This is a genomic window from Nitrospira lenta (genome assembly GCF_900403705.1).
In the GTDB taxonomy this organism is placed as follows: Bacteria; Nitrospirota; Nitrospiria; order Nitrospirales; family Nitrospiraceae; genus Nitrospira_D; species Nitrospira_D lenta.
The window spans coordinates 836,745-849,967 of record NZ_OUNR01000001.1; the positions used below are offsets into that span (position 1 = coordinate 836,745).

Sequence of the window (13,223 nt, forward strand, 5' to 3'; positions counted from 1 at the left end):
GAGAGGACTTATTCATCCAATTTGGCGTCAATGGCGTATCGAATCAATTCGGCTGTCGTCTGGCAGGACAGCTTTTCAAGAATTCTGGCGCGGTAGGTGCTGACCGTTTTCACACTGAGCGCCAGCTCCTCGGCGATCACACTCACGGATTTTCCCTGCCCGAACAATCGCAGCACTTGCAACTCCCGATCGGACAGGCGCGCGTGCAAGGCTCCTTCGACGCCGGCTTCGAGCGCCTCGGCCATCTGATCGGCCAGGGCCTCCGTAATATACCGGCCGCCTTGCAGCACCCGGCGAACAGCCGTGAGAAGTTCGGACGGGGCGCTTTGCTTGGTCAGATACCCGGACGCGCCGGCCCTGATCGCCCGCATCGCAAACTCCTTCTCGGGATACAGGCTCAGCATGAGCACCGGCAATCGCGGCTGAAGCAGCTTCGTCTCTTTCAACACCTCCAGCCCATGCTTGTCCGGCAGCGCGACATCCAGGAGCAGCAGGTCCCAGGGCTCCCGCCGAATCGCTTCCAACGCGGCTTCCCCGCCGCTGGCTTCTTCAATCTCGGAACACAGCTGTTCATGCAACAACAGATCCCTGACACCCCGCCGAACGATCGGATGATCATCAACCAAAAGACAGCGGCAGGTATTCATGATCCCGCTTTCTCCGGCGCCGGTTCGGCCACCGGAATCCACACCGTCACCGTACTGCCGGCGCCGGGGCTTGAAGTGACATCCACCCGGCCTCCCAAAATTTCGGCCCGCTCACAAACACCCCGTATCCCCATCCCGCTGCTGGACTCGGCTTGTGGGTCGAATCCGATCCCGTCATCCTGAATCGTCAACATCCAACCCTGGGCATCCACCGTGAGGACGACCGACATCGTCATCGCCTGCGCATGGCGGACCACATTGGTCACCAGCTCTTGAGCCATTCGGTAGAGCGCCGCCTCAATTGTCGAGTTCGCCCGCGTCTCAACGGCTTCGGCTTCGATCGAAATGGAACACACTAAATCCGACCGGGACTGAATCTCCGACACCAGGGCCTCAAGCGCCTCTTTCAATCCCAGCGCTTCAAGCACCGACGGTCGCAGCGCCCGGACGATGCGCCGCAGCCGCACAAACAGTTCATCCGTGGTCTCCAGCGCGCACCGCGTCCGCTCGCGCGCACGCGCGGGCGACACCACGCTGGTCTCGCCCAGCGCCTGGCGAGTCGCTTCGAGATCGAACTTCAATGCCGTCAGCAATTGTCCGACCTCGTCGTGCAATTCCCGCGAGAGCCGGCGGCGTTCGTTGGACTCCACGACCTGCAACTCTCGGGACAGGCTTTGAAGCCGCTGATAGGCTGCCTCTAATGAGGCATACGCCCGCTTGGAAAAGGTCACATCGATCATGGCCCCGATCATCCGGAGCGGCCGGCCGGCCGCATCGCGGACGATTTGCCCGCGATCGAAGAAATATCCGTAGGACCCGTCCGCCAGCCTAAAGCGATACTCCGCCGTGACGGTCTTGACCTCCGACGCCAGAGCCGCATCAATGACCGCCAGGATGCGACTCCGATCCTCAGGATGCAGCCGGTCGGCCCAAGCCGCCAGACTCGGAGCTTCAGGCGAGTCATAGCCGAACTTTTCCCGCGCATTCGGCGACCACCAATGCTCCTGCGTCACAAGATCCCAATCCCATAAAATATCGTTGGTCGCTTCGGCCACGAGCCGGAACCGTTCCTCGCTCCCTCTGAGCGCTTGCTCGTCGTGCCTCCGCTGGCTGACGTCACGCACGAACGCGCAGCTATACTCACGTCCCTCATACTGCAAGAACTGCACATTCACTTCGACAGGGATCCTTCGGCCGTCCTTAGCACAGTGCTCGCTTTGGATCGAGGTCGTTCCCGTTCGTTTGAGCTTGACCCAAAAATCCGGCCAGCTCACGACAGCGAAATGCGGATTAATGTCAGGAACCGTCATCTGCCTGAACTCCTCCACCGTATACCCCAACATCGCACAGGCCGCGTGATTCACATTGCCAATGCGAGCGTGCTGATCGACCAAATAGAACGCGTCGGTCGCATGGTCGATGCAAAATTGCGTCAAGCGAAGCTTATCCGCCGCGCGGGTCCGTTCGATGGCGATGCTGGCCATGTGGCTTGCGCGGTCGACCAATTCCAGGTCGACGGCCTTGGGATAGCGGGGCCGGGCCCAATAGACGGCAACGGTGCCGAGCACGGCGCCGTCCGCGGCAAGGATCGGCGTAGACCAACAGGCCTGCAGGCCATGAGAAAGCGCCAGCTCGCGGTAATTCTCCCAGAGGGGATCTGCGGCAATATCCGACACGATGATCCGCTGTTTTGTGGCTGCGGCAGTCCCGCATGAACCGGCAGCGGGCCCGATCGCCGCGCCGTCGATCGCACGCACATAGGCCTCAGGCAAACTAGGCCACGCGCCATGCCACAAACGCGTCCCGTCATGATCGAGCAGCAAAATGGAGCAGAACGATTCTGCCAGACACACCTCCAACGCACGGCACATCGTGGTCAAGATGGCCGGCAGCGCCGCATTCGTGGCGATCATATTCAACAGATCGTTCTCCGTGACGATAAGCGACTCGCGAATCTTCCGGTCGGTGATATTCTTGCAGGAACCGGATATGCGCCGAGGGATTCCGAACTCATCCCAGGTCGCCTGCCCACGCGCGTAGATCCATCGATAATCGCCGTGACTGGTGCGCAGCCGGTACTCGATCTCATAGGGAATACGGCGGTCGAGGTGTGCCGTCAGCAGGTTGAATACGCGTTCTTTGTCGTCGGGATGCAGCCTACTGGCCCAATGTGACACCAAGTCGAACGGCTCCGACTCCTCCAAGTCTAGAATCATACGCGTGCGCGGAGACCACCAGACCGGGGTGGCAGACTCCCATGATTCGCCCGGCCTAATATGCATGTCCCAGAGGGCGTCATTCGCTCCGGCCGCAGCCAGCGCAAAACGCTGCTCGCTCTCCGCAAGCGCCTGCTCCATCTCCTTGCGCGCCGTGATGTCCGTATGCGATCCAAGAAGACGAATCTTCCGACCGTCATCTTCCGTGACGAACGACGCATGTGAGTCGAACCACCGATAGGAGCCGTCTTTGTGCCGCAAACGAAAATCTTGCTGATAGACACCGACAGGATTGGCTGGATATCGTTGCGCGTACAGGATCGCCCGGTCGCGGTCATCCGGATGCAGCCGGGAAGCCCACGTCTCAAGACCATTCGCCAGTTCCGTCTCGTCGTATCCGATCTGGCTTTTCCATTCTTTGGAGTAACAGACTTCGCCCGTCTCGGTATTCCAATCCCACAATCCTGTATTGGAAGCCTGAAGCGCCAGATGAAGCTGCTCCTGCGAGAGTCGCAGCGCTTCCTCCGTCTGTTTGCGCTCACTGATGTCATACGTAATGGCCAATTGCTCTGTCCCACCGGTAACGGGATTGTGAAAGGGCACGGCATGGGTTTCCAGCCACCGGCGGGTTCCTTGAAAGCCCTGCACTTTGAACTGAAGCGTTCGCGACGCGCCCCCTATCACGTCGTGGTGCATGCGCATGAATGCCTCGCGATACTCGGGGAGCACCAGGTCGAAGACCGAGCAGCCCACCACTTCCTCCTCACGACACACCTCAATCAGGCTGAGCCCGGCGGGATTCATGTGCAGCAGCGTTCCATCGGCGGCCACGCGCTTGATACAGCCCGGCCCGGTGTTCAACATAAGGGCACACAGCATGTCCCGTTTCGACCGCTCCTCATTCACTCGCGGGCCGACATTGGGGTCTTGCAAGAACGCCGTAGCGGGCGACGACTCGACGGACGCCGCCCCGGCCTCGCCGCCTCGTCGCAGTTCAAGTTGAGCCACCACCTGTTTGGCCAAGGTGCGCAAGGCGTTGCCTTGCTCGGAAGTCAGCGCGCGCGGCACCGTATCCATGACGGCCAACGCACCGAGGGCATGGCCATCAGGTGTGAGCAGCGGCGCTCCGGCATAGAACCGGATGGACGGAGACGCGACGACCCATGGATGATCGCGAAACCGCTCATCGGCATCGGCGGCATCCACGATAAAGAGATCCGTTCCAAGAATGGTGTGAGCACAGAACGCTCTGGATCGCGGGAACGGGGTATAAGAAGACAGGCCCACTACGGACTTGAACGACAGGCGCGTGGAGTCGACAAAAGAAATGACCGCAATCGGAGCCTGACACACATAGGCCGCTAATTGGGCCAGTTCGTCGAAAGCCGGCTCCGAAGGCGTATTGAGGATGCGGCTGCGATAGAGGGCCTCGAGCCGGGCAGATTCACGGGAAGGGATCGGAGCAATAACCATAGTCCGCCTTCCTGCTAAGAGACGGAGACTATCCTACAAAATTACAGCCCCTTCGTACCATAGAGGCGAATTACCCTAGTGACTGCTCCGGAGCCCGCTCCGCAACCGCAGCCACCGCCGCTAGGACCAGGCCGGCGTGACCAGCCCCTTCGCATCCCGCCAGTGCGGCGTCCACGCAAGAACGACAAGCTTTACGGCAATGTTGGCTTTGGTCGGCTTGATGGAGATGGACTCGAGCTTTTCGTTCAATGGATCGGTCGCGGCCGCCATCGCCTCGCTCTCGGCATTGAATTGCGCGTCGAGGTCCGCCAGCTGTTGCTGGAGTGCCGACACATTTTCTTCGGCGTAACCGACATCCTGCGACTCCTTCATCACGCGGCCGGCGCTCTTGATCGCCGTCGTCGCCCGCCCGATGTTCGTCGCGCTGATCGTCTTGCGTCCTAAAAATGCGCCGAGGATCGAGGCGCCGACACTGATGGCCGCCTGCACCTGGCTGGAACGGGACTCCGCCTGCTGCTTGGCCTTCATCTGTTCGGCTCGCCTGATGCGGTCCTGCAGCATCGCAATCTTCGGCGCGTATTTCTGGCGCAACGCCCCGGCCGCTTTGTCTCGCAACTCGCGGCCGGACTGTTGGAGCCGCACACGGAAATCCCGTTCGGACTCGCCCGGCTTGGAGACGTCTTTCGTCGTCGGGCTTTTCAACAGCTCAAGCTTTTGGGTCCTGAAGAGCCAGCCGCCGAAGTCTTTATTCCAGTCGGCATAACTCTTGGCCTTGCCGGCGCTGGCGGGGAGCGGAAGGAACTGGGCATTCCCATCCGGCGACTGCTCCAGATCCGCAACCGCGATGTCCGCAACAAGGGCCTGATCCCAATCGACCGGCACCGCGCCGTCAGTCATAGGTGCCAACACCGTCACCTCCTGCGTCTGGTCGATGCCGCTTTTCGTATCAGAGAACCGGATCTGAGACGATCCCAGCAGCATCGGGGCATACATAAGCTCACTGCCCTCCGGCTTGGAACCCCGCAACGGCACAAACTGCTGCGGCACATCCGGCGGAACAATCGGGCGCTCTCCACCCGTAGCGCTCTTCATCGACTTGGCCGCCGAACCTGCGGCAGTCCCGGCATGCGCGGCGCGCTGCGAATCCATCAGCTGTTTGATCTGCGTTCTCGTCAGAGGACCGCGCAAGTAGGACAGGCACCAGCGGGTTTCAAATACGACCGGCTCATCCTCATGGACATTGTTCATCAGGAAGATGCGGTTACCGAGACCGGCAAGCGTCTGCTCCATGCGCCCCTTGTCAAATTTCTTTCCCGCGCTGGAGGAGGCGCCTTCCAAACCTTCGAGCACCCGCGCCTTGTCGCGCTCCGTCTGCAACCGTCCGATGAACCAGGTGCCGGTATTGGACAATCCTTTATAGTCGAGATCGACGGGATTCTGCGTCGCCAACACCACGCCCAGACCGAACGCGCGCGCCTGCTTGAGCAGCGTCATCAACGGCAGTTTCGACGGCGGATTCGCCACCGGCGGGAAGTAGCCGAAGATCTCATCCATATAGAGAAGCGCCCGCAGGCTCGTCGTGCCCGATTGCGCCCGCATCCACCCGACCATCTGACTCAATAAGAGTGTCACGAAGAACATGCGCTCGGCGTCGTTGAGATGCGCGATGGAGAAAATCGCCAGGCGCGGCTTGCCTGCCGGCGTATAGAGGAGCGACTGAATATCGAGCGCGTCTCCTTCGAGCCAGGCCTGAAAGCCGGGCGCGGCGAGAAGATTGTTCAACTTCATGGCCAGCGCAAAACGGTCCTTGGACGGGAAGAAGGAATCCACGTCCATCACGCCGATCTTCGAGACCGGCGGCGTTTGAATGGCGTGAATGAGCGAGGCCAGATCCAGATCTTCCCCGTTCCTCCACGTGCGATCAAGAATCGTGGAGAGCAGAATATGCTCGCGGCTCTGGATTGGATCGGCTTCAATCCCGAGCAGGCCGAGGAGGCTGGTCACGGTGGTACTGATACGTTCGCGGAAGAGCTCGGTATCTTCGCGCACATCGGCAGCCGGTGCGGCGAAAGACTTCAGAATAGAGACCGGAAGCCCCGCATTGCTGCCTGGCGTGTAGATCGCCACATCCGCTGCATCGCGCAGCCGCTGGATACGCGCGCCGTCCTGCTGCCAGCCGGCCAGCCCTTTGGCCCAGAGCTCGGCCTGCACCTTGGCGAAGTCGGCCGGCGACAAGCCTTTCTTGCGTGCGTCGTCTTCATTGATCCAGGGTTGAAAGTCTTCGCCCTTCAGACTCGGAAACGTCAGCATCAAGTTGCCGAGATCGCCCTTGGGGTCGATGATGATGGCGGGGATGTTATCGATGGCCGCTTCTTCGAGCAGCGAGAGACAGAGGCCGGTCTTTCCGCTGCCGGTCATCCCGACGCAAACCGCGTGGGTCACAAGATCTTTCGAATCGTAGAGCAACCAGCCCGGCTTCGCCTGTTTCGCCGCCATGTCATAGGGACGGCCAAGATAGAACACCCCGAGCTTTTCGAAATCTTCCGCTGAACTTGCAGCAACCGGTTCCTTCGACTTCCCTGTCTCTTTCTTCTTAGGCGGCATCGTTTACCATTCCTTGAATATGAGGAACACGGCTCCAATCATCAGGCCGAATCCGGCCAGATAATTCCACTTGAGCGGCTCTTTGAGATACAGCACAGAAAAGACGCAAAACACGATAAGGGTAATCACTTCTTGAATGGTTTTCAATTGCGCCGCCGTGAATTCATAGTGCCCGATCCGGTTCGCCGGCACCTGGAAACAATACTCAAAGAACGCAATCCCCCAACTCACCACAATCACGATCCACAAAGGCGAGTCCTTATACTTCAAATGCCCGTACCAGGCGAAGGTCATGAAAATATTGGAGATCGTGAGCAGGAGAATTGTGTGCATGTGATCTTTCCAAATAATCTTGATCAAACCTGAGAGACCACAGCAGGGCGTTCTTACCGTTTACAGGGCGCCTGCTTAAGATTACTCACTTCAGCCTCGGTTGTAGGCTTCCACGTTTCTTTGATGGTCCGCACGGTGTACGTTCCATTTGCATCCATCGGTGAATGCCCATTTACAATGCCGCTGTTATCATATTCCGCTAAATCTAGTGCGACGATTATCTTCCCGGGTCCAAATTCCACATAACCCATTAAATTTTCGTAATTCCAGGGAAACTCGATACACCGCCATTGGGGTGTAAGAATTAGCTCACTCGAGGGAATCTTGCCGTCAACCTTGTTGGTGTAAATCCAATAAGAGCTGTCCCATTTGTACAGTTTCCAATCGAAAAGATTGTGGGGATTTCCACCTCTGCCCTCCCAGTGCCCTTTTATCTGCACTTCATAGATATACCCATTTGCTCCAGGGCGGATAATGACCTCTTGGTCAAACGCACCATCACGGTAACATCCACTCAGAAACAAGAAGAGTGCAACACCATAGAGTCTAAGATAGCCCATTCGTGCAGCTCCTCTTCCTACCGAGCACTCATTCATGCGAAAAGCACAGATACCCTATGGGCTGATAGCTTCAAGGACATCAGCTTCCACTCCCTCAGCGGGGTGGAAGGGCGGACCTTTCGGAAGTCGTCATAGCGGGCATGGAGAGATGACAGCCATAAGGATGCCGCAGTGCGACGACATGCGATTCTCATCGCGTTTTAGAGTCGCACGCGATGAGTACGGAGCCTGAAGCAGCCTCTATTCATCGCATCGTGGCGACTCTCGAAAGATCTGCCCTTCCACTCCGCACCCCTCTCCCATCCTAACGGGGACAGGCACCGCCGGGTGGCGGAGCCAGTCCCCTACAGACCGGCTTCTTTGAGCACTTGCCCGGTGTAGGACCGCTTGGACTTCGCCACTTCGCGAGGCGGGCCTTCGACGACGATTTCGCCGCCGCGATCGCCGCCCTCGGGACCGAGGTCAATGACCCAGTCGGCGTTCTTGATGACGTCGAGATTGTGCTCAATGACGAGGACCGTATTGCCCGCTTCCACCAGCCGATCCAGCACATCGATCAGCCGCTGCACATCGGCAAAATGCAAACCGGTGGTCGGCTCGTCCAGAATGTACATGGTCCGTCCCGTCGGACGTTTCGAAAGTTCGCGCGAGAGCTTGACGCGCTGAGCCTCGCCGCCGGAAAGCGTCGTGGCGGACTGGCCGAGCTTCACATAGTGCAAGCCGACATCGTGCAGCGTTTCCAGCTTCCGCTTGATAAAGGGAATGTGCTCGAAGAACTCCACCGCATCGTCGACGGTCATGTTCAACACATCGGCGATGCTCTTGCCCTTATGCAGAATCTCCATCGTCTCGCGGTTGTACCGCTGCCCTTTGCAGACCTCACAGGTCACATAGACGTCGGGCAGGAAATGCATCTCGATCTTGATCAGCCCGTCGCCCTGACAGGCTTCGCACCGCCCGCCTTTAACATTGAAACTGTAGCGGCCCGGCTTGTAGCCACGAACTCGGGACTCGGGAAGATTCGAATAGAGATCCCGGATGAAACTGAACAGGCCGGTGTAGGTCGCCGGGTTGGAGCGAGGCGTGCGGCCGATCGGCGATTGATCGATGTCGATAACCTTATCCAGCGCATCCACGCCGCGCAGTTCCTTGCAGCCGTCGATCTTGGGCTTCTTCTGATAGAGCATCTGCGAGAGCGAATGGAAGAGCACTTCGAGCACGAGCGTGCTCTTCCCCGAACCGGAGACGCCGGTCACACAGGTCAACATGCCCAGCGGAATCTTCGCCGTCACATTCTTGAGATTGTGCTTCTGCGCGTTCGCGACTGTGAGATAGCCCTTCGGCTTGCGGTCTCGCTTGGGCAGCGAAACGGTCTGAATGCCGCGCAGATACTGGCCGGTGATGGAATCGGGATTCCCCATCACCTCTTGCGGCGTGCCCTGGGCGATAACATGGCCGCCGTGCGTGCCGGCGCCGGGCCCCATGTCGAGCAGGTGATCCGCGGCCATCATCGTTTCGGCGTCATGCTCCACCACCACGACCGTATTGCCGAGATCGCGCAGCCGCAGCAGCGTCTGCAAGAGCCGGCGGTTGTCGCGCTGGTGCAATCCAATCGACGGTTCGTCGAGAATGTAGAGCACGCCGACGAGGCCCGAGCCAATTTGCGTCGCCAAACGAATGCGTTGGCCTTCGCCGCCGGACAAGGTCGCGGCCGCCCGATCCAGGGTCAGATAATCCAGCCCCACATTCACCAGAAAGCCCAGCCGTTCGCGAATCTCTTTCAGGATGCGATGCGCGATGACGAGCTCACGGTCCGTAAACTTCAGCGAGACAAAAAATTCCGCCGCCGCCCGGATCGACAGACTCGTGACTTCGGCGATGGATTTCTTCTCCAGCTTGATCGCGAGACTTTCTGGCTTGAGCCTGGCGCCATGGCAGACCTCGCAGGCATCCAGCAACGTAAAGTCTTCTTCTTCCGAGGCCCCGGGGGTCATGGCGTAGCCGATACCGTCACAGGCCGGACAAGCCCCGTGCGGGCTGTTGAAGGAGAAAATGCGCGGTTCGACTTCAGGGTAACTCACGCCACACTTGATACAGGCCAGCTTGTCGCTATAGAGCCGGGTCTTGCCGTTGTCGGTCAGGACCGCGACCAGCCCGCTGGTCAGCTTCAGCGAGGTCTCGACCGAGTCGGCCAGTCGTCGCATCAGCGCATCACCCGCCTTCATGACGAGGCGATCGACGATGATTTCAATCGTGTGCTTTTTCTGTTTATCGAGGACGATGTCCTCGCCGAGGTCGACGATCTCCCCGTTCACGCGGGCCCGGACATAGCCGGCCTTGCGCATCTCTAACAACTCTTTGCGATATTCCCCTTTGCGCCCCCGCACGATCGGCGCCAGAACTTGAAACTTCGCGCCCTCAGGAAGACCCGCAATGGCATCGACCATCTGCTGCACCGTCTGCGCAGCGATTTCTTCTCCGCACTGAAAACAGTAGGGCCGCCCGACCCGCGCAAACAACAATCGCAGATAGTCGTAGATCTCCGTGACCGTCCCGACGGTGGAACGCGGATTGTGACTGGTGCTCTTCTGCTCGATGGAAATGGCCGGCGACAATCCCTCGATCGAATCGACATCCGGCTTGCCCATCTGCTCAAGAAACTGTCTGGCGTAGGCCGACAGCGATTCGACATAGCGCCGCTGTCCTTCGGCATAAATGGTGTCGAACGCGAGCGACGACTTGCCTGACCCGCTCAAGCCGGTAATGACGACCAGCTTGTCGCGTGGAATGACGACGTCGATATTTTTGAGGTTATGTTCGCGGGCGCCTTTTATGGTGATCGTATTGCTCATAAGCGCGGGATTATACCATGGCCGTCCGGTTGCCTTGACAAAGTCTGAAGGCAGGTGCTACCACGGCGCCATGGTACAAACGCGACCGCCCTCTGCTTCATCCGGCACCCAAGTCCCCGCGCAGGCGGTCTCGACCTGGTCCGGACCTGCGCGCGAACAGGCCGTGCAGCGGATGTTCACCGCCATCGCGGGCGTCTACGACCTCAATAACACGCTCCTGAGCTTCGGACTCCATTACCGCTGGAAGAAAATCACGGCGTCGCTCGTCCCGCCAGTCGAACAGGGCACCGCGCTCGATGTAGGAGCCGGCACGGCCGACCTGGCCCTGTTGGTCGAGCCCCGCATGGGAACTAACGGCCGCGTGGTCGCGTCCGATCTCAATCACGCCATGCTCGCCGAAGGGCTCAAGAAGGTGGACCTCAAAGGTCGCACGGGAAGAATCGCCTGTCTGCAAGCCAATGCGGAACATCTCGGATTCACGGACAACACATTCGATGCGGTGACGACCGGATTCTGCATGCGCAATGTCGGAAACCTGCCGCAAGCGGTCGGCGAAATTCGCCGGGTGATGAAACCGGGTGGCACGTTTGTCTGCCTGGAGTTCTCTCGGCCGGTCTTTGGCTGGCTGCGGGCGCTCTATGATTGGTACTCGTTTAAATTGCTGCCTTGGGTTGGAACGAAGGTCGCGCGGGATACCACCGGCGTGTATGAGTATCTCCCCGCCTCGATCCGCACGTTTCCCGATCAGGAGCGGCTCTGCCAGGTTCTGCGCGAGGCCGGCTTCCGACAGGTGTCCTATCAGAATCTGACCGGCGGCATTGTGGCCATCCATGTGGCGGTGAAATAAGCCCATGAATTCCGTTCTCTACGTTTTTCTGCCATGCAAGAAGGTCTATCCGATAGGAATCACCTATCTGGCTGACTTCATTCACCGCCGCCAGCCGGACGTACGTCAGCAAATCCTCGATCTGTCACTCTTTCCCGTTTCCCAGCGCAGCCAGGCCCTGCGCGATGCGGCGACCGCCTTCAAGCCTGACCTGGTCTGTTTTTCCTGGCGGGATATTCAGATTTTCTCCCCCCATGAAGGCGATTCGTCGCTGGAACATGCGTTCAACTTCTACTTTGCCAGCAACCCGCTCAAGCGCGTGGTGGCCTCGTTTGCGGGCGTGCAGCAGCTCTACCGCTACTACAGCCACATCTACAAAATTCTGTCGTATCCCTGGTTGATCCGCAAAGAGTTTTCCAAGGCGCAGATCATGATCGGGGGCGGAGCCTTTACGGCCTTTGCCGATCAGCTCATCGAGAAATTGCCGGAGGGCACGATCGGCCTGCTCGGCGAAGGGGAAGATGCGATCCTGAAAGTGATCGAAGGACGCTCAATCGAAGACGAACGCTACATTATTAAAGAAGGCGGAAAAGTTCGGAAAGGCCAGCAGGGCTCTCCGGCGCTGCTTGATGCCCTGACCGTCGATCTTCCTTATCTGACGTCGATTTTCCCTCAGCATCGCGAATTTATCGGCGAATCGATCGGCGTGCAGACGAAACGGGGCTGTCCCTACGACTGCGCCTTCTGCCTCTACCCCTATATTGAAGGGAAACGGGTCCGGTATCGGCCGCCCGCCATGGTCGTGAAGGATATTTCCCAGCATTACCATCAGTGGGGAGCGCGGCGGTTCTGGTTTACCGACGCGCAGTTCATCACTGGGAAAGAAGCCTATCCCCAATGCACGGAGATTCTGGAACGGATTGTCAGTGAAAAGTTGGAGATCGAATGGTCCGGCTATATCCGCACCTCTCTCATTACGCCTGAGCTGGCGAAGCTGATGGTCCGATCGGGCGTCGGAGATCTGGAAGTGGCGATTACATCCGGATCCCAGGAGGTGCTGAACAACCTGCATATGGGGTTCAAGCTCGAACGCCTCTATGATGGATGCCGCTACCTGGCCGAAGCCGGATTCAAAGGCAAAGTCATCCTGAACTATTCGCTCAATTCTCCCAAAGAGACGGAAGAGACGCTCTTGCAAAGTGTGGAGTCCTATAAGATCGTCGCCTCGATCCTTGGAGAAGAACGGGTGTTCCCCCTGATGTTCTTCCTGGGCATCCAGCCGAATACCGACCTTGAGCAGCGCTTGCTTGAAGAAGGGTACCTATCAGCCGGCTATAACCCCTTGATGCTCACCCCGACCAGCATCCGGAAGCTGCTCTATAACCCAGCCCCTCTCAACGGCTTCATTGCCAAAGCCTGTCTGAAGGCCTGGGAACGGAAGGAAGGCAGTCGCGATCCAAGGAAATGGACCGGCTCCCTCTCTCAAACAGCGTCCGCCGACACGACGGGGCAATCCGGCCAATATGCCGACAAGAGCCTGGTCAAAGGGATCGAGGGGAACTCCGGCCGGGATGCATTGCTCTCACTAGAAGAGATTCTTCGGTCGCGCAAAAACCTGTCTTCTTCTGCGCCCTCCTCCTCAAAATCATCCGCGACACCCGTTTCCTAAGCTCACCGTTCACGAGGCCGTTGACTCTGGATCTGCGCCTTGC

Annotated in this window: 8 protein-coding genes; 2 read left to right on the top strand and 6 right to left on the bottom strand. The window is 58.8% G+C overall.

The window, feature by feature from the left end; translation table 11 throughout:
• Positions 1-8: 8 nt before the first annotated feature.
• The 6 genes from NITLEN_RS03985 to uvrA form a co-directional block, all read right to left on the bottom strand.
• Positions 9-647 (bottom strand): response regulator, encoded by a 639-nt coding sequence (locus tag NITLEN_RS03985; protein ID WP_121988266.1) that lies wholly within the window; start codon positions 645-647, stop codon positions 9-11.
• On the bottom strand, positions 644-4,336 hold the full coding sequence (locus tag NITLEN_RS03990; RefSeq protein WP_121988267.1) for a PAS domain-containing protein: 3,693 nt from the start codon (positions 4,334-4,336) through the stop codon (positions 644-646). Before NITLEN_RS03990 ends, NITLEN_RS03985 begins: the two co-directional genes overlap by 4 nt.
• Positions 4,337-4,456: 120 nt before the next feature.
• Positions 4,457-6,940 (bottom strand): ATP-binding protein, encoded by a 2,484-nt coding sequence (locus NITLEN_RS03995; protein ID WP_121988268.1) that lies wholly within the window; start codon positions 6,938-6,940, stop codon positions 4,457-4,459.
• A gap of 3 nt (positions 6,941-6,943) precedes the next feature.
• Entirely contained in the window at positions 6,944-7,273 is a 330-nt protein-coding gene (locus tag NITLEN_RS04000; RefSeq protein ID WP_121988269.1) for a DMT family protein, read from the bottom strand.
• 53 nt (positions 7,274-7,326) lie between these two features.
• On the bottom strand, positions 7,327-7,833 hold the full coding sequence (locus NITLEN_RS04005) for a hypothetical protein (RefSeq protein ID WP_121988270.1): 507 nt from the start codon (positions 7,831-7,833) through the stop codon (positions 7,327-7,329).
• Between the two features lie 344 nt (positions 7,834-8,177).
• The gene (gene uvrA / locus NITLEN_RS04010; protein ID WP_121988271.1) at positions 8,178-10,685 is read right to left on the bottom strand and encodes an excinuclease ABC subunit UvrA; all 2,508 of its coding nucleotides are present in this window, start codon (positions 10,683-10,685) and stop codon (positions 8,178-8,180) included.
• A gap of 70 nt (positions 10,686-10,755) precedes the next feature.
• Here uvrA and mpqE point away from each other — a divergent pair, with 70 nt between their 5' ends.
• Both mpqE and NITLEN_RS04020 read left to right on the top strand, forming a co-directional pair.
• Complete coding sequence (mpqE, locus tag NITLEN_RS04015) at positions 10,756-11,532, top strand: methyl-plastoquinone biosynthesis methyltransferase MpqE (protein WP_121988272.1); 777 nt, start codon at positions 10,756-10,758, stop codon at positions 11,530-11,532.
• A gap of 4 nt (positions 11,533-11,536) precedes the next feature.
• A complete protein-coding gene (locus tag NITLEN_RS04020) occupies positions 11,537-13,180 on the top strand; it encodes a B12-binding domain-containing radical SAM protein (protein WP_121988273.1) in 1,644 nt (547 codons plus the stop codon).
• The last annotated feature ends 43 nt before the right edge of the window (positions 13,181-13,223 follow it).